The sequence below is a fragment of the Desulfovibrio faecalis genome (assembly GCF_053570625.1).
Genome location: NZ_JBRBQR010000001.1, coordinates 2,659,427 through 2,681,263 on the forward strand (window position 1 = coordinate 2,659,427; position 21,837 = coordinate 2,681,263).

A 21,837-nucleotide genomic window follows, 5' to 3' on the forward strand; every position below is an offset into this window, starting at 1 on the left:
CGCCCCTGCGGCCTATGGGCTGGCAATGGCCCCCACGTCCTCTTTTTCCGCCAGAAAGGCGGCGTAATCTTCATCGAGGTAGCGGGTGGAATACAGATACACCGTGCCCACGGAGCTTTCCGTAAAACTGATGTCCGCGTATTCCTCTGTTTCCGCCATATCGCGCAGGCACTGCTGCAAGGCTTCGGCCTCAAAAAGAAAAGGCGGGTATTCAAATATCTCAAGGGGCACAGGCCGGGGGTAGTCGCGCGAGCTGTCGCGCACCACGCTGGCGACCTGCACCATACGGTTGTTGGCTGTAGAAAGAATACCCGCATACAGGCTGCTCATCTGCGGCCTGTAATGATAGTATTCCTTGCTGTCCCAGGCGGTAAAAGCCACCACGTCTTCATCTTCCGCCAGCAGTTCTGTCAGCAGAGCCGCCGCGTACTCGCGCTCCACCACGCGGGGAGCGGTTGCGGCCTCTGCGGGTTCCGCTGCTGGTGCAGATTCACTTGCCTGCGCCGGGTCAGCTCCTGGCTCCGCCAGCGCCTCAGCGGGATGCAGCAGCGAACTCAGCAACTGCCTGCGGCTCAGCAGACGGCGGGTTTTGCGCAGGCCCGGCACTTCCGGGTCTGGGGCCGAGCCTGGCTGGGCCTTTTCCATGGCCTTGATGCGGGCCATATCTGCGGTCACGGTCTGGGAATCCGGCCCTTCAAAACGCGGGTCGGGCAAAGCTTCCAGCTCCTGACGCACCTGAGCAACGGTAACGGGCGGCGCAAGCGCCGCGCGCTCCATAAATGCGGCCAGCAATTCATCGGCGGTCACAAGGCGTTCATCACTACTGAAATCAGCCAGTGTTTCCGCCAGCAGCACCTTGTCGGCCTTGCGCTGATCCACCAGTCGGCGGCTTTCGGCCTCTTCTACCTGATGGGTGGTACCGATCGGCCCCGTTTCCGGGGCGGCTGCGCCGCCCCCGTCAAAGGGGGCGGCCGCCTGCGCTTGATTCTGCGCCTGATTCTGGGCCTGATTCTGATCGTTCATAGGCTCTCCAAGGTTACGCGCCGGGAACCAGCTTTTCCTTGGTCATGGTATCGGCCACGTCATTGAGGCCAAGCGAACGGTAATGGTTCGCGCTGGGCAGGCCGGATTTCACATCCCAGCCCTGCACTTCGTAGAACAGGTCGAGGCTCTTTTCGATATCGGCCTTGTCCATGCGGATGGTGCCCTTGGTGAAGGGAGCCTTGTTCTTTTTGTCTTCAAACAGCCAGTTGGGATACTGGTCGTGCTTTTTGCGCATGTCCGTGGTCTGCATCTGGCGCGCTGTGTAGGCGCGGTGCAGGTTAAAGGCGCGCTCTGCGCAGCGGTCCAGTTCCTTGACGTCCAGGTTGTGCCCGGTGAGGACGCGGTAGTATTTGCTCTCAAGGCTGTTGTCGCCCATGTAGCCATCCTGCTTGTTGGGGGAGGAAATCCACGGCCCCATCCAGTTGCAGAATGAAAGCATGTCGTGCAGTTCCTTGCGCTCGATGGACCACTTGGCGCGGATCATCTTGTACTTGTTGGTGGGCTTGTAGTCACCGATGGCGTCCACCGCGTCGGCAGAACCCCAGAAGTGCTCGGCAAGGCGCTTTTGCACATCAATGGGCAGGCCGCTGCGCACAAAGTTGCAGTTGGAGTGGCACATGGGATCGCGGTTGTACTGGGTGTTGATGACGCACCCGGTCTGGCCGTCGTCCTCGTTGGCGTGGTGCTTGGGGTGCCCCATCTTCCAGTAGACGGTACGGTGGTCGTCCTTCCATTTTTCTTCGGGGATGCCCATTTTTTCAAGCATGTAGCCAGTGCCCATGCCCAGAAGCTGACCGAACTCGCCTTCCTTGTAGGCAATGCGGTGTACGGCAGTCTTGATGAATTCGGGATTGCAGGCGTCCACCATTTCCCAGGGAATGGACTTGTATTCGTCCGCGCCGAGCTTCTGTTTCCAGATGCCGTCTTCATACATGTTGCTGAAATCGCGGAACAGCTGGCCGTAGTTTTCCCACACGCCCAGATCGTCCATGAGTTCAATGCCCACAAAACCGGCCTGCCGCGCCAGATCGCTCTTTTTGCGCGAGAGCTTGGGGAACCATTCGCGTCCACCAAACATGCCCACGCAGGTATTGAACTGAATGGGACTGACGCCGAACTTGGCAGCCGTGTCTTCATCCTTCATCACTGTATAGCAACGGATGGGACAGGAGAAACAGCCGTTGTTGCGCACGGTGTACTGCCACACGTTGTCGCCCAGAAAATAGGCGGCATTGTTGGTGCGGTACGAAATGCGGTTGAGCGAACGCACATCGCTTGTGAGGGTGACAGGGGCTTCAGATGCGCCCCAGCGCTTGCCCGGCGCGCCCACCCAGCGGGAACCGGCATCCCAGTACTCAAAAAGCGGGCTGGGGAAATTGGGAACCACGTGCTGGTTGTTGGCGCCAATGATGGTGCGGTGATAGTTGATGAGTTTTTCCCAGTCGGCCTTGTCGCCCGCAATGTGCACGGGCTGGCTGCCCTGAAGGGCAATGGCCTTGAGCATCTTGGAGCCCATGACAGCCCCGATGCCGCAGCCTGCGGTGTGGGCGCGGCTGTTGACCACCACGGAATAGGGAACCAGATTTTCACCGGCAGGCCCGATGGCGGCAACGGTACCGTCAGCCCCCACTTCTTCGCTGATAACGCGGGTGGTGCGGCGGGTGCCCTGACCCCACACGTGGCTGGCATCCTTGAGCCATGCCTTGCCATCGCGCACATGCAACCACACGGGGCGCTCGGCCTTGCCCTCAATAATGAGGAAGTCGTAGCCCGCGTATTTCAGGTGCTCTGCAAAGTTGCCGCCCATGTGACCGGAACCGATGAGGTGCTGCGGCCACGAAACAGGCATGATGGTTGTAACCGCCGTGCGTCCGCTGCACAAAGCGCCCGTACCGGCCAGCGGCCCCACGGCAAAAACTATCTTGTTGGCTTCGTCATAAGCCTTGGTCTTGGGTGGGACTTCGTCCCAAAAGACCTTGTAGCCAAGGCCCGTGCCGCCAATAAGGTCAAGATACTGATAGGTGTCTTCAACAGTGATGCGGCCCGTACTCAGATTGACCCGCAGGCCCTTGCCCTGATAACCGCCAAATTTCCTTGCCATAAATTCCTCCGGCTCGCTGATGGAGCGTACTTCCTGTGAATGCCCGCTGCGCCTCGCTCTGCAAGGTGCAAGGGGTGCGCGCTACTGCTCGTATTTGAGGTTACGCGGCCCGCCGGGCGATTCCACATGGCAGGCGTTGCAGGCGGCGCGGCGGTCATCGGGCACCATAAGCGAAAACGAACCGCGCGTGGTGGCCTCGCGGGTGCGGTCGCTCCACGGCACATAGCGCAGGGCGGCTGCCGGGCAGGCATCCACGCACTTGGGCGCGCCATTGCACAAAAAGCACTTGTCGGCCTTGCCCTGCTCTTCATCAAAGGTCATCACGCCCCAGGGGCAGGCCTTCTGGCAGAGGCGGCAGCCCACGCAGCGGTCTTTGAGTACCATGCGCGTGCCCGTGCCCTTTTGAGCGATGATGGCATTTTGCGGGCAGGCCGTGGCGCAGGGCACCGGGTGCGGACACTGCTTGCAGGTATCCTGGATCACCAGCGAACCGGAGCCGTAGATGCCCTTGGTGGTGTTTTCCAGCCCGCCCTCCGGCCCAAACATGGCATTGCGGCTTATCTTGATGCGCGCAAGTTTGGGGTCGGCCTTGCCATCGTTAAACTCCGTACAGGCAAGCTCGCACCGCTGACAGCACACGCACAAGGTGGGGTCGCCCACGATCATGCCGGCTGCTTTTTCCATAATCACCAGCGGCGAGGCCTTCATGGTGGCCAGAGCCTCGGAAGCTTGCAGCGTGGCCAGCCCAAGGGCCGCGCAGGAAGTTACCTTGATGAATCCACGGCGCGAAAGGTTTTCGAGCAGCATATCTTCATCGGCACGTTTCAGTTTGCTCAGCATATCAGCCATACAGCGCTCCTTGTCATGATCGACAACGGCATCACGGCAGCACAAGCTGCCCGTTTTCATGATATATGTGCATGCTGCCGGACTTAACATTGCCCAGCAGAGTCAACCCGGTTGCGCGCGCCATATCCACGGCACGCGACATGGCACGAGAAAGGGAGGCAAAAACCGGCACGCCAGCGCGCACGGCCTTTTGCGCGATTTCAGAGGCAATGCGCCCGCTGCTGATTATCATATGGTCAGCGGGATTCAGACCTTCCACAAGCATGTAGCCCACAAGGGTATCAATGGCGTTGTGGCGGCCAATATCAAGGCAATAAAAAACCATGCCCTGCCTGTTGAGCAGAGCTGCGTTGTGGCAGCCGCCGGTCTGGTGGAATACTTCGGAGCGTTCTTCCAGCTCCTGCGCGGCCCGCAGAATGACGCGCGGCTCCCAGCTGGGAGCTTCCGCGCGCGGCATACAGCGCAGTTTTCGGGCAGCCAGGGGAATGTTCCAGCCCATGGCCGAAGTGATGGTGAGCTTGGGGGCGGCCTGCTCCGTAGAACCAGCCGCCTTGCTACAGCAGGCCCCGCGCAGCAGCACGTCCACCCGCACTTCTTCCGCCCCATCGGGAGACGTTGCCGCAGAGGCGGCGGCAGGCAATGGCGTTACGTCCACCCCGGCGAGATCATGCAGGCTTTCAATAAGGCCGCAGGAATAGAGAAATCCCGGCACAAGGTAGCGCAAATGCTGCCCAGAACAGGCCACGCGCACAAAGGGCACGCCGTTGACATGCATGGTCAGCGTCTGCTCCCGGCACGACAAAAATACGGACGGAGCAACCTTGCCGTTGCTGTAGGTCAGGATATCGTAACTGCGCACCGTGGCCGGGGGAGAAGCCTGCGGCAGAACATCGCCTGCGGTTAAGTTTTTGAACAAAGCCATAGCACCCCTTCCTTTACTATGCGGAGCCGCTGTCGTTACGGAGGCGGCAACTTCCGGCAATCCACAACTATCTGCCCGTGTGCACCAGAGCTCATTGGCGGCCTGGTCCAAGCCGAAGCAATATCTGGGCCAGGCAAAGGCCGAATCTGGGCCAAATATGAGCCAAGACCGGCTCAAAACTTCAGACTGAAAGTTGATACAAATTTGTTCTTTTTTTCACATCATTCCCGCAATGAACAATGTGCCCTTTTCAATTCTGGCTGATATTTTGTACGCTGGTAACAGATGGAGCGGATAACCCTGAGCCAGATGTTGCCCGTAAACGGTGAGGGGGATACCGCGTGGAAAACGTATTAACTCGCGCAACTGGTTGGCTCTGCGCAACAATTACCTGACAACCTTCATGGTTTTTATTGTTTGCGTGAACAAAGCTTAGGTAAATCGCTTTATGCAGTCAAGCTCATGTGTTATTTTTCACCACCTTAAATATTTTTTAACATACTAAAATATAACGATATTTACAATTCCATTGTAAATTACTATAGTTACAAAAATAAAAAATCAACCAGTGGAGTGCAATCCACAAGGAAGGTCACGGCGTGTCCCTGTATTTTTGCCTGCGGGAAACTGCGGATATTACCGCCTTTATTGCCGGAGCAAATCCTTTGCAGGCAGAGCCTGTATCTGTAAGCGCTGCCCTTGGCAGAGTGCTTGCCGCAGATATGCACGCGCCCGTTCCCTGCCCCTCCACCCGCCGCTCCACACGCGATGGGTACGCGCTACGCGCCGCAGACGTTGCCGGGGCATGCCCCGCAACCCCGGTGCTGCTGCACATGACAGGTGAAAGCCGCATGGGCAGGTCCTGCGGCGGCACGCTGCAAAAAGGCGAGGCATGGCGCGTCTACACGGGCAGCACCTTGCCCGAAGGCGCTGACGCCGTGCTTATGCAGGAATTTGCGACACTAGTGGATCCGTCGGCAGGGTCAAAGGATGCTCCGCCGATCGTGGCAGCTTCCGCCCCGTGCGCAGCGGGGGAAAATATCCTTGCACCCGGTGCGGACATGCCTCAGGGCGCGCTGCTGGCACAGGCTGGAACGAAGCTTGGGGCGCACCACATGGCCCTGCTGGCGCAATTTTTCAAAGAGGTGCCGCTGCGCCGCAAGCCAGTGATGGGCATTCTTTCCACTGGCGACGAATTTTGCGGTTCTGACCTGCAGAACGGCTTTTCCGCTTGCCAGAGCAATACCAATGCCCTGCTTCTGGAGGGGCTTGCCGCCTCTCTGGGCGCAAACTGCCTGCACATTGGCACTGCGCCGGACAATGTGCAGGCTCTGGGCCAGCATCTGCGCGCGGCCTTGCCCGATGGCCCCACGCCTTGCGACGTCATTGTGGTTATTGGCGGTTCTTCCGGCGGCAAACGCGATTTCAGCGCCCAGACCATAGCAGGCCTGCCGGGCTGCGAGATGTGCGGGCATGACCAGCGGGTAAGCAGTGGCCGCCCTCTCACCCTTGCCCGCAGGGGGCAGACAACTATTTGGGGTTTGCCGGGGCATTCCCTCAGCCTTGCGCTGGCTGCGCAGGTTTTTCTGGTGCCCCTGCTGCAAAGGCTTGCCGGGCAGCAGGGCTCGCCGCAGCATATGAACTGGCAACCAGTTGTGCTGGCGCGCCTTGGCATTGCCCTGCCTGTGGAGGGAAACGCCCCCACCCACTACCCCGTGATATTGCGGCGTGAGCATGGTCGCGTGACGGCCTGGCCCGTTGCCGCTGGCACTGGCAAAACCGCCGTGCTGCGCGACATGGACGGCTGGATAACCATGCCCGGCAGCAATGATATGTCCAGAGGCGGTTTACGCCGTGGCGCTGCCGTGCGTGTGCGCCTCTTTGCCTGACCCCCTGTCCGTCTGCCCAGCACGCCACCAGCTTGCCATGCCGCATGGCTGTGGCTACACTTGCAGGCACATCAACTGCAAACGGTGAAAAGCCATGCCTCCCCGCCCTTCTACCCCACAGCAAACCTTCATTTCTCCGGACAAGTATCCGTATCTTGAAGTGCGCACCACGCTGCAAAGCACCCAGCCCTACGCCGAGCATTTCCATTCAGCTTTTTCTTTTGGCCTGATTCTTGAGGGCGGCACCTGTTTTACGCTCATGGGGCAAAGGCATGAAGCGCTCAAGGGCGACATCGCCCTGATTGCCCCCGGGCTGCCGCATAGTTGCAATCCTCTGCACGGAAAAGCGCGCAGCTACCTTATGGCCTATTTTGACGCGGCATGGTTTGCGCGCAATATCTGCCGCCCCATGGGGATTGCCGATGCGTATGAAGTAACGCTGCCCGTTGTGCGCGACCCGGCGCTCTTTCAACAGGGGATTGCCGCCATGGAGGCTTTTTGCAGTGGTGCGGATGATGCGGAAATACTCATTGCGGCGCTTTTCAGGCAGCTTCAATGGGGATACGGCTGCCTCGCCAACATATCTGAACATGCTGGCAAAAAGACGGACTATCCCCTTGCCACCACAAACATTCTGCTGGCCGCCGACAGCGCGCCCATGGCAGGTGAAAACGGCTCGGATGCCACAGACCATGCGCCCGTTACATCTTTGGCCCGCAGGGCTGGCCTGCGGCGCGAGAGCTTTTCGCGCGCATTCCGCCGCACGGCGGGCTTGCCGCCCAAGGCGTGGCTGCACTGCCTGCGGCTGGAAAAGGCCCGCGCCATGCTGCGGCAGGGCAAGAGCATTGCCGATGCGGCCCTTGCGGCTGGCTATGTCGATCAAAGCCATTTTCACCGCATGTTTGTAAAATTTTATTCCGTCACGCCTGGCTGCTATCAGCGGGGGCGGTCACATTCGTACAATACGCGCAAATAAAAAGAGGGTGTGCTGTCCGCAAGGAGGCCACCCATGCCTGTTTCCACACTGATTCCCGCTGCTTTCCCTGCCCTTGCGCTGGCGCACTTTCTGGCCCTGCTCAGCCCCGGCCCGGATTTTTTCCTTATCATTGGGCACGCCGTGAGGCATCGGCTGCGCGGTTCGCTGTTTATTTGTTTAGGCATCGCCCTGGGCAATGCCCTGTATATCTGCCTGGCGGTCTCCGGCTGGTCGGTCATGCGGCAGATGCCCGCCCTGTACCGGTTGCTGGAGCTTGCAGGCGCGGCCTATCTGGCATGGCTGGGCTTTTTGCTGCTGCGGGCCAGCCGGAAGGCCGCCAACAGCAAGCCCTCGCCAGACCAGCCCACACCAGACCAGCATGCGCCAAGCCAACCTTCGCCTAACCAGACAGGCAGCCTCGCCACAGGCCATGCAAGCCCCCTTTCTCCCGGCAGGCAACTGCTCACGGGGCTAGGCTCTGCCCTGCTCAACCCCAAGAACGCCGTTTTTTACCTCACGCTCATGACAGTAATCCTCGGCCCCACCGCCACCCTGCCGCAGCAGGCCTTTGCCGGACTGTGGATGACCCTGCTGGTCTTTGCCTGGGACGCCGCCCTTGCCGCCGCCATATCCCTGCCCGGCGCGCAGCGGGCGCTGGAAAAGCGCATTCCACTCATTGAAGGGCTGGCAGGGCTGACGCTTGCCAGTATTGCCCTCTGGCTGGCGCTACGGCCCCTGTTTTACTGAGCATGCCGAAAAAAGACAGAAAGCCCGCGTCACTGCAACGCGGGCTTTCTTTGTATCAGACAGATATATCTCAGGATAATGGTTCAGGGACGCGGACTTTCGGGGAAGGAATCCGCCCCCGTAACGAATCTTACCGCCTCCGAAAACTAGGGTGCATCGGGATTCAGCTCAATCTCAACAGGCGAGGTGATGGTCAACTCATGCTTGACCTCGGCCTTGCCGCCCGCAGGCGCATCCACATTCCAGAACAGCAGATGTTCCTTGGCATCCTGCTGGGCCTGCGGTTTGTCGCGGTAGGTCACGGTAACGCCCTGATCCACCGGCATGGGCATGGGCCGCTCAAGGCGCACGGTCACGGCCCTGTCGCGGGTGTTGCGCACGGTATACGTCCAGCCCCATGTCCAGGTACGGCTCTTGCCGATAAAGCCCTTTTCGCCGCGCTGGCGCAGATCGGCGGCGGCATTGACCTGCACGCGCGGGTCAGCGCCAAAGTAGAGCGTAACCTCGTTGCCCTTGGGGCGGAACTGCCCCATACCCACGCTCTGCCCGTCCACGCTGAACTCCGCCTGGCCGTCAGGCCAGGCCTGTCCCTCGGGCAGGGTATGGCGCGCCATGAGCCACACGCGGCTGTCGCCCACGGAGGGACGCGCCAGCCACTGCAAGGGGGCCTTCCATTCGTCCGCCAGCACCAGCAGACGCGAACGGCCTTCAGGCAAGCCCTTTTCTCCGGGCGTCCAGGCGGCGTACATACCACTGGTGTCGGCTTCTACAGGCGCGGCAGGGGCAGGAGCAGCTTCGGACATGGCGGCATCGGCTGTCATCAGCATACGCGGGGCCGCCTTGGCAAGGGGCTGGGCCACGGGCTGAGGTTGCGAGTCAATCACCCAGTGCGGCAAAGGCATGGGTTCACGCGGGCCTTGCCCACGGGAAACAAGCGTCAGGCGCGTGTCTGTCCAGTCCATGCCGGAGAACTGCCACACCTCGGCCATAAAGCGCACGCTCACGGCATCGCCCTTGCCCTTGTCGGGCTGCACGTCAAAAACATAGGCGGGCCGCCAGCCGCAATTGCGCAGCGTATAACTGTAACGTACAGGCAGCGTTGTTGCGGATACCTGCTTTTGCAGGGTGATCAGCACTGTCTGCCCAAGCTCGGGGCTTGGCGGCAACTGCTGCAACTCCTGCTTCAACAGTGCCAGACGGCGCTCCAGCTCGGCCTTTTCGTAGCTGAGGGCTGGCACTACCTCGGCCACGCGCTTTTCGCGCTGGATCATATCCTGAAAGCTGCCCTCGGCGGGCGCGCCTTCCCACAGGGCCAACTGGGCCTTTACGGCCTCAAGCTTGCCCGCGAGGGTCATCAGCGCGTGCTGGCGCTCTTCGCGCAGTTTTGCAAGATTGCCGCCCTGATCGAGAGTCTGGGGCAAAAACGCCCAGCGCACGATGGTATGGCCCGGTATGGAGACCTGAAAATTCTCGGCCCCGGCGGGCAGCACTACGCGCACCTGACTTGCGCCATCGGTGGAAACCACAGGCGCCTGCTGCTCCACCTCAAGCAACCCGCCGGAAGGCGTGAGGCGCGCGGCCTTCGGCACTGCTGGCGTGTTGGGCAAGGCTGCGGCCAGAGCGCTCAAAGAAAACAATCCGCTCAAAAAGCAGAGGGTAAGAGCAAGCAAGGCAGGCCGCCCGCTGGCAGATCTGCGGCAAATGCCAAGACCGGAAAGAAAAAAACGCAGGGGAGAAAGGACGGTGTACGACATTGGCCCTCCGGCGAAAACCGCCGCATACAAAGCCGCCGCGCCGCAAGATGCAGCGCGGCGGCGGGCGGCTAACGCGTCAGTTTGCGGTACTTGATGCGGTGCGGCGTGTCGGCGTCTTTGCCGAGCCGCTTTTTACGGTCTTCTTCGTAGTCCGTATAGTTGCCTTCATAAAACACCACGCTGGAATCGCCTTCAAAGGCCATGATGTGCGTGGCCACGCGGTCCAGGAACCAGCGGTCATGGCTGATAACCAGCACGCAACCGGCAAAGTTGTCCAGCGCGTCTTCAAGGGCGCGCATGGTGTTTACGTCAATATCGTTGGTGGGTTCGTCAAGCAGCAGCACGTTTGCGCCAGACTTGAGCATGCAGGCCAGATGTACGCGGTTGCGTTCACCGCCCGAAAGCACGTCCACCTTCTTCTGCTGATCGGCACCGTGGAAGTTGAAACGCGTGCAATAGGCGCGGGCGTTGACTTCACGCCCGCCCAGCTTGATGACTTCAGCGCCATCGCTGATGATCTCATACACCGTCTTGCCGGGCGTGAGCGATTCACGGCCCTGATCCACATAGGCAAACTGCACGGTTTCTCCCACCTTGAGCGTGCCTGTGTCGGGTTTTTCCTGCCCCACGAGCATCTTGAACAGGGTGGTCTTGCCCGCGCCGTTGGGGCCGATAATACCCACAATGGCACCGGGGGGGATGATGGCGTTGACGTTTTCCATCAGTTCCCTTTCGCCCATGCCCTTGCTGACGCCCTCAAGCTCAAAAACGACCTTGCCCAGACGCTGTCCCGGCGGAATGTAGATTTCCAGATCAGGCGCGCGCTTTTCACTTTCGTGGGAAAGCATGGCCTCGTAGGCGTTAAGGCGCGCCTTGCCCTTGGCGTGACGGCCCTTGGCCGACATGCGCACCCATTCCAGCTCGCGTTGCAGGGTCTTCTGACGGTCGGCTTCGGTTCTTTCTTCGTTGGCAAGGCGCTTCTGCTTCTGCTCCAGCCAGGAAGAATAGTTGCCCTTCCACGGAATGCCACGGCCACGGTCAAGTTCCAGAATCCAGCCCGCCACGTTGTCGAGGAAGTAGCGGTCATGGGTAACGGCAATGACTGTACCGGGGAAGGTGGAGAGGAAGCGCTCCAGCCAGGCCACCGACTCGGCGTCAAGGTGGTTGGTGGGTTCGTCAAGCAGCAGAATGTCGGGCGATTCCAGCAGCAGGCGGCACAGGGCCACGCGGCGACGCTCGCCGCCCGAAATCTGGGCAACGGGCATGTCGCCGGGGGGGCAACGCAGGGCGTCCATGGCCATTTCAAGGCGCGAATCCAGATCCCAGACGTTCTTGGCGTCCATGAGTTCCTGCACTTCGGCCTGACGGGCGATGAGGGCGTCCATCTCGTCCGCTTCCATTGGCTCGGCGAACTTGGCGTTGATTTCTTCAAATTCGCGGGCAATGGCGGTGAGGTTGCTCACGCCGTCTTCCACCACTTCGCGCACTGTGCGGGTTTCGTCCTTGAGCGGCTCCTGTTCCAGATAGCCGATGGTGTAGCCCGGGGCCAGTACGGTCTTGCCGTCAAAGGCCTGATCCACGCCCGCCAGAATGCGCAGCAGGCTGGATTTACCCGCGCCGTTCAGACCAAGCACGCCGATTTTGGCCCCGTAGAAGTACGAAAGAGAAATGTCTTTCAGCACTTCCTTCTGGCCATGGCGCTTGGTGACGCGGATCATGGAATAAATAATCTTGTCCGGTTCGTTACTCATGATGCTCCTCAAAATTTGGTGACGCTTCCGGCCCTGCGCCGTTTGAGATAGCGCGGGGCGAAGCGCGCGCCAAATGGGCGCGCTGGATTGATGACAAACCCGGCCATGCAGGCCAAGGGTTTGCGCCGCCAAAACGGCAGCTCCGTCAGGCGGATAAAACGATTGCCCTGTGCGGGCAGGCCGCAGATTTCTGCGGTTTGCCGCGCACAGCGTACAGAGAAAGCCTTTGGTCAGACAGAGAGGCCCGCAGGCCCGCCAGACTCGCCAATGCACTGGGCGCTCGTGTAATATATGAGCCTATCCGTTAGCGGATTCTTTTTCAAGTGGCCTCGCGCTACAGCAACGGCACACTCTGAGCAGAACTAGGATATGCTGCCATCCACCACAAAAGCAACCGCGCCTGTCAGGCCAAAACCGACAGGCGCGGCAAGCGCGCAGCAAACACAGCGCGCCCCAATCAGAAGCAGGCCCAGCCCCGCCGCCTAATCAATCATGATATGCAGCACTTCAATATCCGTTTCGCGCATGCCCTCACGGGCAAGACGGGAAACACTGCGGATGGTTTCTTCCACATCCCCTTTCACAATGCCCTCGCCCGCAGGAAAAACCTTGCCCTGCATGGAGAGATCGTGCGCGGTGATGGCGGCATCCACTGCCGAGGATATTTTGGCAGCGCACGAGCTTTTGGCGCCATCGCACACAATGCCCGACACATTGACCAGCGTATTGATGATGGTGTCGGCAATCTGCTGATAGCTGCCGCCGTGCATCCAGGTAATGGCGGCCCCGCTGCCGCAGGCTGCGCTGACAGCCCCGCAGTAGGCCGAAAGCCTGCCAATGCCCGACTTGTTGTGTATGGCCACAAGATTGCTGATGAGCAGCGCCCGGTAAAGCTTTTCGTCCGGCAGGCCCAGCTCGCGGGCGTATTCAATGACCGGAAGCGAAACCGTAATGCCCTGATTGCCGCTGCCGGAATTGATGATAACCGGCAGATCGCTGCCGCCCATGCGGGCATCGGAGCCAGCGGCTGCCACCGCTGTGGCCCGGGTGCGCACATCGCTGCCGCGCGAATCAAGCAGGGAGCGGCCAACCCCCATGGAATACTGGTGGCTCAGGCCTTCAACGGCAATATTGCTGTTGCACAGAATCTGCTTGTCCAGAATATCGCGCACATCTTCAATATTGCAGTTTTCGGCAAAATCAAGAATCCCGGCTATGCTCATAAAAGCGCGGCTTTCTTCATGGCCCTGCACATCAGGCTTGTATTCCCCGCCCTCAAGAATCTTGCCGTTCTTTTCAATGCGCACCACGTTGGTGTGCTCCTCGGCAATTTCCACCACGGCGCTGCTGTCGCCAGCCACCGCCGTCACCAGAATGTGCAGGTTAACAATGCTCTTGAGCAGCTCCACCGTGCAAAATCCCGCCGCCGTAAGCTGCCGGGCGCGCTCGGCATCCTCAGGGGCAACCGGAGTGAGCACCTGCAACTGCAAATCGGGGTTGCCCCCCACTGCGCCGAGCGTGGCGGCAACGGCAATGCCCTTCTGCCCGCCGGAATTGGGCACAACTACGCTCTTGGCGTTTTTGATCATGTTCCCGCTGCAAGCCACCGTCAGGCGATCGGGAAAGGTTCCAAGAACCTTTGTCACCAGCGCTCCGGCAAAGGCAATGGCGATGGGTTCGGTGCAACCCTGGGCCGGGATCAGCTCTTCGCGCAGAATTTCGAGATATTTTACGTAAGTATCCATAGTATCCATCATGGTCATACGCGCCCAGTAAGCGAACGCAACTATGCCCCATGTCAGTTTGTATTGTCCTTGGTCTGCCTGCGGTCAGGGAGAAAACTCAGCCAGCACCGTCGCGCCGCCCATTAAGGCTATTTCAGCAGGGATTCCGCCTTGGCGCGGATGTTTTCCACGCTCAGATCCTGATTGGCGATGCGGTCAACCAGTTCTCCATTCTTGTAGAACAGAAACACAGGCACGGTCATGATCTTGAGTTCAATGCAGAGCCTGCGGCTTCCGGCAATGGGAATCTTGCAAAACTTGACCCGGCCTTCAAAATTTTTCGCCAGTTCTTCCACTTCCGGCATCATGGCCACGCAAACGGAGCACTGCTCGCCCCAAAATTCCACAACTACCGGCTCGCTGCTTTGCAGCACTTCCTGTTCAAAACTGTCTCTGTCTATTGCAAGCATGGGAATCTCCTTGCCGATCTGCCGTACCGCAGACGGCGTTTATTTTTCTGCACAGCCGCAGGCCACGCGGGCCGCGAAGGCTGAAAACTCGCTACCGGGATTGCAGCCAGTGATAGGCGGAAATGGCAGCCAGCGCACCGTCTGCCGCCGCCGTGACAATCTGGCGCAAAGGGGTGTCGCGCACGTCGCCCGCTGCAAAAACACCCGGAACAGATGTGCGCAGGTGGACATCCGTAGCCAGCCAGCCTCCATCCGCGCGCAGAAATCGCTCATCAAGAAATGCCGTATTGGGTTCAATGCCCACGCATACAAACACGCCCGCCACTTCAAGCTCGGTGCAGTCACCGCTGACCGTGTTGCGAAGGGTCATGCCTTCGACCATATCTCTGCCGTTGACGCTCGCCACTGCGCTGTTCCAGACTGGAATGATTTTGTCATTGGCGAGGGCGCGGCCTGTCAGCACGCTGTCCGCCCTGAAGGCATCCCGCCGATGAACAATGTACACCTTGCTGGCAAAGCGCGTCAGGTAGAGGGCTTCCTCCACCGCTGTATTGCCGCCGCCCACAACAGCCACAGCCTCGCCTTCATAAAAAGGCGCATCGCAAACGGCGCAGTAGCTCACGCCTGCCCCGGTCAGCGTGTCTTCACCGTGGCAGCCAAGCCGCCGGTGGGTAGCGCCGCTGGCGATGATGACAGCCTGCGCCGCGTAGTCGCCCTTGGTGGTGCGGATAATCTGGCGGTCGCCCTGCCCTTCCAGCCCGAGCACGTCGCCTCTGGCAAAAGTGCACCCCAGATGCCCGGCATGCTCGCGAAAGGATTTGTCCAGTTCCGGCCCGCTCACATTGGGCAGACCGGGCCAGTTTTCCACATCAAGTGTATTGCATATCTGGCTGCCGCCATTACCGCTTTCCAGCAGCAGCACGTTGAGGCCCGCCCTACGGGCGTATATGCCTGCGCTGGCTCCGGCAGGGCCAGCACCGATAACGACAAGTTCATGCTCCTGCATGGTATCCGCCAAATTTTGGTTTTTCGGGGCGCGCTCCCCCTGCCGCTGCGGTTTCCCGCAGCGGATATCCGGCAAATCCATTGCGCCGGAAGGGGTGCGCCCAATTAAATGAAGAGTGTACGCGCCTACAGTTTCGCGCAGGTTACCTGCTGGCCGCTGGCGGGCGCTGGCGAACTGGATGCAGATTTGCCGCCCGAAGTGATGGGCTTTTTGCAATGGGGGCAAAGAACCGTGCCGCGCACCTGCGAGGGGCGCAGAAACCGGTGAGATACCTTGTTGCAGTGTTCGCAGGTAAAGGTAAGAAAAGGCATGATCTTTCTCCAGAAATTTATTGTTCCAGCAGTCCCATGACCACCATCTCAACCTGAACCAGCACCTTGGCGCCATCAGCCATGCCGCCCCCAAAAAGCGTTTCGCCCTCGTGGGTTACAGAGCCGTGCAGGTGAACGCGCACCTGATTGTTCTCGCGCCACATTTCGCCCGTGATGCCGTTGACTTCCAAGAACTTTTCAATGGTTTTGGATTTCACCGGCGGCGGCATGGTTGTACATGTTACGGGATAGTTGCAGATAATTTTTTCAAGGGAGCCAATGCTTGAAAGAATAAAGGCCCGTTCAAGCTTCTGCTGCTCAAAAAAATCCCGCAAGCCCTGAAACAGGTCAGAGCCTGGGCCAAGGCGCAATTTGTACCACTTGGGCTGGGTCAGTTCTGTTACTTGCATGAAATCCTCGATGCTCACCATGAAGTTATAAGCTGTAACTACAGGGCATCACTTGAGGTTGTAGATTTTCTTGAGCTCAAATTCTTCAATCAGCCACTTCATGCCTTCCTGAATCTCGGGGCTGACATCGCGCATGGGGCGCTTGCAGTGACCGACAGGAAAGCCCAGCAGGCGCACAAAGGTCTTGACCGCCACAGGGTTGGTGGCAGCGTAGCAGGCCTCCATGATGGGCAGCAGCTCGTTGTAAATCCTGCGGGTACGCTGCACGTCTTCAAAATTCTTCCAGGGCCGGGACATTTCAGCCATGGCGCGGGGGTGAATATTGCCCGTCACGTTGGCTGTTCCCGCGCCGCCAAAGGCCAGCACGGGCAGGGTCAGGGCGTAGGCGGGCGAATCGCAGCACAGGATGGGCAGTTCGCCGTGGGTGCCTTCCTGAATGGTGGCAATCTGGCCCACGTTGGGCATGGCTTCCTTGTCGGCCACCAGGTTAGGTACGGAATTGAACAGGGTGATGACTGTTTCCGCATTGACGTTGGCCACGACTCTGGCGGGGTTGTTGTACAGGCCCACGCTGATATCAACAGAAAGGCAGACATCAATGAGGTATTCCAGCACGGACGCCTGATCCGGGCATAGATAGGGCGGCACCACAACAACGATGCCGTCCGCGTCCTGCTCCTGCGCATAGCGCGCAAGTTCGATGGTTTTTTCGGTGTCGCCGTGGGTCACGCCAAAAAACGCATGGATCTTGCCCTTGCAGTAGCTGGCCATGTCCTTGATGACGGTCTTTTTTTCTTCAATGGTCAGGGTTGTGGGTTCGCCGGTGGAACCCAGCACCAGCAGGGTGCTGGTGCCGTTGGCGGCGTGAAAATCCACAAGATCATGCATTACACCGAGGTCAATGGTGTTATTTTCGGTAAAGGGGGTAACAATCGCTACCCAGGAACCTTCAGGATAAATCAATTTTCCCATCTTCAATCTCCTTTAATGCTCTGCCTCAGGCAACAGCACGGGCCTGCACGGCCTTGCTGCTCATTTTACAATATGCGCCGGTAACAAACACAATGCCAAGGCCAATCATGTCTGTAATGGTGCCGGGGATAATCAGCAGACACGCGCCCACAATCAACAGCAGGGCCACCGGCAACGGTATGGGGCGGAAAAACCAGCGTTCCATGCCGCCAGCCAGGGCAATGGTGCCAATGGTGGCGGTAACAAAAACCTGGAGGATGTTCTGCCACTCGCCCTGCATGAGCAGAGCCGGGTCATACATAAAGAAGAACGGCACAATAAAGGCCACGCTGCACAAGCGCGAGGCGATCAGGCCCGTTCGCATCATGGAGGCGCCCGCCACTTCCGCGCCAGCGTAAGCGGCAACGGCCACCGGAGGAGTAACCATTGAGATCACCCCGAAATAAAATACGAAGAAATGCGAGGAAAGCACGCTGAAGCCAAGCTCGCGCAAGGCGGGAACCCCCAGGGTCGCCACAAGCACATAGGCCACGGTGGTGGGCGTGCCCATGCCCATGAGGAGCGAGGCAAGCATGATCAGAATCAGCGCGACTATGGTGCTGCCGCCGGATATGGAAATGACCACCGAGGCGAGGTTAAGCCCCACGCCCGTAAGCGACACAACGCCGATGACAATACCCGCGCCAAGGCAGGCAACTGCAATCAGGATCATGCGCCGCCCGGCGGTGGAAAGTATTTCAACTAAGCGGCGCGGCCCGATGGCAAACTTTTTATCGCCCCACGAAACAACCACGGCAGACGCAGCGGCAGCAATCGCCGCCCTGAAGGGCGTGTAGCCGAGCATCATGATCACAAGCAGCACCACAATGGGCAGCAGAAGATAGAGTCTTTTGACAACATCCTTCATGCGGGGCAGTTCTTCCTTGGGAACCCCCAAAAGGCCCAGCTTGGCAGCCTCAAAGTCCACCATCATGAGGATGGAAAAAAAGTACAGAAAGGCCGGGATCACCGCCGCCTTGCATACCTCAAGGTAGGGTATGCCCAGCGTATCCGCCATCAGGAATGCAGCTGCGCCCATGACAGGGGGCATGATCTGCCCGCCGGTGGAGGCCGCAGCCTCCACCGCGCCGGCAAACACAGGTTTGTACCCGGCCTTTTTCATCATGGGGATGGTGAACGCGCCCGTTGCGTAAACATTGGCGGCAGCCGAACCGGAAATGGTGCCGAAAAAAGCGCTGGTAATAACAGCAATCTTTGCAGGGCCGCCGCGATAATGGCCTGTCAGCGCACGGCCGAGATCCATGAGCACATCGCCCGCGCCGCACCTCTCAAGAAAGGTGCCGAATACAATGAAGGCAGCAATGTAGGTAGCCGAGACACCAATGGCTGAAGAATACAGGCCCTCAAGCCCGAACCCCAGATAATCCACCACTTCGTTCCACGAAAAGCCTTTGTGCGCGAGCATGCCGGGGATATGGTTCCCCCACAACGCATAGGCAAGAAACAGGAGGCAGACCACCAGCAACGACATGCCAACTACGCGCTGGATAAGCACCAGAACCAGCACCAGGGCAGTAATACCGCTGATGGTCTGGCTAAGGGTAAGGTCGTCAACCATGACCAGACGTTCCGCAATCTGGTCTGCCTGAATGGCAGGCAGCGCAAAAGCCGCCAGAGCCACCAGCGCCAGTACGAGATCAAGGGGCGCTGGCCCGCGCTTCTTGCTGGATGGGTACACCAGAAAGGCCAGTGATGCAGCAAACATGACGTGGATGGGCCGATGCACATAGGCCACCGGCATGCCAAAAATCGTGGTGACACAATGGTAGCCCGCAAAGAGCAGGCAGCCAAAGAATATGAGGTATTGCACAAGTCTGGCGAAACCCTGCTGGCCCGCAACTTCGTCAAAGTCATTGCTGGCTTCGCCTGCAAGTTCTTTTTCCACAGCACTGCGGGCCAGATTGACCTTGGTTGACGCTCCTGTGGCGTCCTTTTGTTCGGAAGAAGCCATTATTTCACCCAGCCCTTTTCCTTGTAATAACGCAGGGCACCGGGATGAATGTATTGCACGGCAATATGATCTGCGCTTTTGCTGGGGTCAAAGACCGAATAGGTCTGGTGCACATTACGGATCATCTCGGGCTTTTCGCAAAGCACCTTGGTCAGGGCGTACACGGCATCGTCAGGCAGGTTCGCACCCACGGGCAAAACCACGGTTTCGGCCATGTGCGGCGTATCCTTTGTGATAAAGTAATACTGCCCGGCCTTGAGGGTGAAGGTCATGTAGCCATCGCTGCTCAGCTTGTCGAGAACCGCCTGATCAATGGGCAGCATCTTCATTTTGACGGTGGTGATCAACTCGTTGATGGACGAAACGATGGGGCCCACATAGGCGTCCGCGTGACCGTCCTGAATGAGGGAGGAGGCTTCCGCATAGGAAACGTAGCTCACGGAGCCGCCCCATTCCTTGATGTCTTCAAACGAGAGACCGTACTGCTTGAGCATGTTCTCAGAGGCAACAGCGGGCGAGGAGCCTTTTTTGGAGGTCAGCAGGCGGATTTTAGGCTTGGTGCGGGCAATATCCGCAATGGAGGTGTAGGGGGAATCCTCACGCACAAGAAAGAAGCTCATGGGCATGGGCGCCACATACATCATGATTTTTACATTCTGCACGGGCTTACGGTTGGCAAACACGCCTTCGGCCTTGAGGCTTTCTTCATACAGCTTGATCATGCTTGTGCCAAGATCAGCCTTGCCCGCATCGATCTTCAGCAGGTTTTCCACCGAGCCGCCAGTGTTGACGCTCACGGTAGCGCCAGGCATGACCGAACGTGCCGCCTCGCCGACAACGCCGCCAAGGGCGTAAAAATCGCCGCCAAGCGGGCCAGAGGTAATGGTAAACGTTTTCAGCTCCGCCGCCTGGGGCATCTGGGCCAGCCCAGCCGCCAGCATGACCACGGCAACCAACAGCGAAATCAAACCCTTTTTCATAGCATACTCCTGTGTACGGTTTATCCCGGCCTTTAGTAAGGCGCGGCAGCGTCGCTGGTCTTGGCAATACTCTGGGGGGGGACCAAAATCATTAGCACCCTATCAAAATTCATTCCAAAATCATATACCCCTTCCCAGACCTTGCGGCTCTAGCATTTACTGCACTCACCCCACACCGGGGCAATGAGCTGCCAGATGCAAAATTGAAAACATTCAGAACAAATATAGTTAAATTAGTTAGTATTTCAAGGCATTATTGCGTTCTCAAATATGAGAATAGGTTTCTCAAATTCGAGAAACACTTGCCGCAGCTGCATGGAAACGGTCAGAAAAGACGAGCCTGGCGGTTGTATTATTTCGCTGGACTAATGCAGCAGATTATATTCCTGCAGTTTACGATACAATGTGGCGCTGCTGATGCCCAGACGCTGAGCCAGAAGTTTTTTCTGCTCCGTGCTGGCAGCTGCGCAGATCAGGCGCTTCAAAAGCTGTTTTTCGTGCGCTGCGAGCATTTCCTTGAGCGTTGTTGCAGACGATGCTCCCGACCGCCTAGCAAAAAAATGCTGCGGCAAATCATTGGCCCGTATCAGCGGGCCTTCAACAACGTTAACAAGATATTCAATGATATTGCGCAATTCACGCACATTCCCCGGCCAGTCATGGCTCATAAACGCGTCAAAAGCCGCAGGGTCAAGCCCGCGTATGTCGCGGCGCAGCTCACGTCGGTAGCGGGCAAGAAAGCTCTCGATAAAAACAGGGATATCCTCGCGCCGCTGACGCAATGGCGGTATATGGATGGGGATGACATTCAGGCGGTAATACAGATCGTTGCGAAAGGTCCCCTGAGCGACCATTTCCTGCAAATTGCGGTTGCTGGCGCAGACAATGCGCACATTCACCGGGATGGACGCGGAGCCGCCCACCCGCTGCACGCATTTATCCTGAAGCACGCGCAGCAGTTTGGCCTGCACGGGCAAGGGCATCTCGCCCACTTCGTCCAGAAACAGCGTACTTTCATGAGCCAATTCAAACTTGCCCATGCTTCCGCCCTTTCTGGCGCCAGTAAATGCGCCTTCTTCGTAGCCAAACAGCTCGCTCTCAACCAGGTTTTCAGGAATGGCCCCGCAGTTTACAGCCGTCATCAGCCGCTTGCCACGCCCGCTCATACTGTGGATGGTGCGGGCCAGAACCTCCTTGCCGGTGCCGCTTTCGCCGCTGATCAGCACGGTGGAATCTGATGCGGCGATCTTCTGCACCAGGGCCAGAATATCGCGTATGGCAGCGCTGTTGCCCAGCAGGGGGGTTTCTTCCAGTTGTTTGCGTTCACCGCTCACGACCGCATCAAGCTGGTGCTCAAGAATGCGCGACCGTTGCTGCGTGACAAGCTTGCTTTCAATCAGCATGCTCATATATTTGAGGAATTCCTGAAGTTTTTTCTGATTCCCCAGCAGCCGCCCTCGCTCGTCCTCGTTAAACGCAACAATGCCAATAACGCCAGCCACCTTGTTGTTCAAAAAGATGGGATAGGCCATGTCGGCGAGTTCATTGCAGTTTTCGCGATTGGCGCACACGCTGCAAGCCTGATCCTTCTGCACGTTTTTGACAAAGGCTGGCTTGCCGGTCTTGAATACTTTGTCGAAAAAAGCACTGTGCGCGATCTTCTGGCTGATGAGCGACTCATATTCCGCTGTGCCGCCCACGCGCACCAGATTGCAGTCAACCACGGTAACGGGCGCGTCCAGAATGGAAGCAACCGCAAGCACATAGGCCTGCACAAAAGGCTGGATTTGCATAAGGCTGGAAAGTTCTGCCATTCCTGCTGCTCTTGGGTAAAAAACTAGTTGGAGGATGCAGAACGCATGGCGCGCCACGTCGAAGCAGCATCTTAAAGTACCTGAGCGATACCTTTTGCCCAAGCCA

At 58.6% G+C, this 21,837-nt stretch carries 18 protein-coding genes; 3 read left to right on the plus strand and 15 right to left on the minus strand.

All coding sequences use genetic code 11. The features are described 5' to 3' along the window. Positions 1–12: 12 nt before the first annotated feature. The 4 genes from ACUZ79_RS11760 to ACUZ79_RS11775 all read right to left on the minus strand — a co-directional run bounded on the left by ACUZ79_RS11760 (position 13) and on the right by ACUZ79_RS11775 (position 4,916). Positions 13–1,023, minus strand: a complete 1,011-nt coding sequence (locus tag ACUZ79_RS11760; protein WP_449251715.1) for a hypothetical protein — start codon at positions 1,021–1,023, stop codon at positions 13–15. Between the two features lie 13 nt (positions 1,024–1,036). Beyond that, on the minus strand, positions 1,037–3,145 hold the full coding sequence (locus tag ACUZ79_RS11765; protein ID WP_449251716.1) for an aldehyde ferredoxin oxidoreductase: 2,109 nt from the start codon (positions 3,143–3,145) through the stop codon (positions 1,037–1,039). Positions 3,146–3,226: 81 nt separating this feature from the next. Beyond that, positions 3,227–3,994, minus strand: coding sequence for a 4Fe-4S dicluster domain-containing protein (locus ACUZ79_RS11770; RefSeq protein ID WP_240824696.1), 768 nt, complete (start codon positions 3,992–3,994; stop codon positions 3,227–3,229). Between the two features lie 31 nt (positions 3,995–4,025). After that, positions 4,026–4,916 carry a formate dehydrogenase accessory sulfurtransferase FdhD gene (locus tag ACUZ79_RS11775; protein WP_449251717.1) on the minus strand — a complete coding sequence of 297 codons (891 nt, stop codon included), beginning with the start codon at positions 4,914–4,916 and terminating at the stop codon, positions 4,026–4,028. 599 nt (positions 4,917–5,515) lie between these two features. On the opposite strand from ACUZ79_RS11775, the gene ACUZ79_RS11780 reads away from it, so the two are divergent. The 3 genes from ACUZ79_RS11780 (at position 5,516) to ACUZ79_RS11790 (ending at position 8,528) form a co-directional block, all read left to right on the plus strand. Continuing rightward, on the plus strand, positions 5,516–6,805 hold the full coding sequence (locus ACUZ79_RS11780) for a molybdopterin molybdotransferase MoeA (RefSeq protein ID WP_449251718.1): 1,290 nt from the start codon (positions 5,516–5,518) through the stop codon (positions 6,803–6,805). Positions 6,806–6,899: 94 nt separating this feature from the next. Beyond that, positions 6,900–7,781 carry an AraC family transcriptional regulator gene (locus tag ACUZ79_RS11785; RefSeq protein ID WP_449251719.1) on the plus strand — a complete coding sequence of 294 codons (882 nt, stop codon included), beginning with the start codon at positions 6,900–6,902 and terminating at the stop codon, positions 7,779–7,781. A gap of 33 nt (positions 7,782–7,814) precedes the next feature. Beyond that, positions 7,815–8,528 carry a LysE family translocator gene (locus ACUZ79_RS11790; RefSeq protein ID WP_449251720.1) on the plus strand — a complete coding sequence of 238 codons (714 nt, stop codon included), beginning with the start codon at positions 7,815–7,817 and terminating at the stop codon, positions 8,526–8,528. A 146-nt stretch (positions 8,529–8,674) separates the two neighbouring features. Here ACUZ79_RS11790 and ACUZ79_RS11795 read toward each other — a convergent pair whose 3' ends face one another. The 11 genes from ACUZ79_RS11795 to ACUZ79_RS11845 form a co-directional block, all read right to left on the minus strand. Continuing rightward, the gene (locus ACUZ79_RS11795) at positions 8,675–10,282 is read right to left on the minus strand and encodes a DUF4139 domain-containing protein (protein ID WP_449251721.1); all 1,608 of its coding nucleotides are present in this window, start codon (positions 10,280–10,282) and stop codon (positions 8,675–8,677) included. A 68-nt stretch (positions 10,283–10,350) separates the two neighbouring features. Continuing rightward, entirely contained in the window at positions 10,351–12,033 is a 1,683-nt protein-coding gene (gene ettA, locus ACUZ79_RS11800; RefSeq protein ID WP_240824702.1) for an energy-dependent translational throttle protein EttA, read from the minus strand. Positions 12,034–12,515: 482 nt separating this feature from the next. Beyond that, positions 12,516–13,778 carry an L-cysteine desulfidase family protein gene (locus tag ACUZ79_RS11805; protein WP_449251722.1) on the minus strand — a complete coding sequence of 421 codons (1,263 nt, stop codon included), beginning with the start codon at positions 13,776–13,778 and terminating at the stop codon, positions 12,516–12,518. A 128-nt stretch (positions 13,779–13,906) separates the two neighbouring features. Beyond that, a complete protein-coding gene (locus ACUZ79_RS11810; protein ID WP_240824704.1) occupies positions 13,907–14,227 on the minus strand; it encodes a thioredoxin family protein in 321 nt (106 codons plus the stop codon). Positions 14,228–14,318: 91 nt separating this feature from the next. Further along, positions 14,319–15,233, minus strand: a complete 915-nt coding sequence (gene trxB, locus ACUZ79_RS11815; protein WP_449251723.1) for a thioredoxin-disulfide reductase — start codon at positions 15,231–15,233, stop codon at positions 14,319–14,321. 125 nt (positions 15,234–15,358) lie between these two features. Continuing rightward, complete coding sequence (locus tag ACUZ79_RS11820; RefSeq protein ID WP_240824706.1) at positions 15,359–15,544, minus strand: hypothetical protein; 186 nt, start codon at positions 15,542–15,544, stop codon at positions 15,359–15,361. 17 nt (positions 15,545–15,561) lie between these two features. Beyond that, positions 15,562–15,954 carry a PPC domain-containing DNA-binding protein gene (locus ACUZ79_RS11825; protein WP_192111415.1) on the minus strand — a complete coding sequence of 131 codons (393 nt, stop codon included), beginning with the start codon at positions 15,952–15,954 and terminating at the stop codon, positions 15,562–15,564. Between the two features lie 48 nt (positions 15,955–16,002). Next, positions 16,003–16,926: a dihydrodipicolinate synthase family protein gene (locus ACUZ79_RS11830; protein WP_240824707.1), complete on the minus strand. Its 924-nt coding sequence runs from the start codon at positions 16,924–16,926 to the stop codon at positions 16,003–16,005. Positions 16,927–16,951: 25 nt separating this feature from the next. Further along, positions 16,952–18,937, minus strand: coding sequence for a TRAP transporter permease (locus tag ACUZ79_RS11835; RefSeq protein WP_449251724.1), 1,986 nt, complete (start codon positions 18,935–18,937; stop codon positions 16,952–16,954). Beyond that, the gene (locus ACUZ79_RS11840; RefSeq protein ID WP_449251725.1) at positions 18,937–19,917 is read right to left on the minus strand and encodes a TAXI family TRAP transporter solute-binding subunit; all 981 of its coding nucleotides are present in this window, start codon (positions 19,915–19,917) and stop codon (positions 18,937–18,939) included. The genes ACUZ79_RS11835 and ACUZ79_RS11840 overlap by 1 nt, the downstream gene beginning before the upstream one ends. 365 nt (positions 19,918–20,282) lie before the next feature. Continuing rightward, positions 20,283–21,731 carry a sigma-54 interaction domain-containing protein gene (locus ACUZ79_RS11845; RefSeq protein WP_449251726.1) on the minus strand — a complete coding sequence of 483 codons (1,449 nt, stop codon included), beginning with the start codon at positions 21,729–21,731 and terminating at the stop codon, positions 20,283–20,285. Between the last annotated feature and the right edge of the window lie 106 nt (positions 21,732–21,837).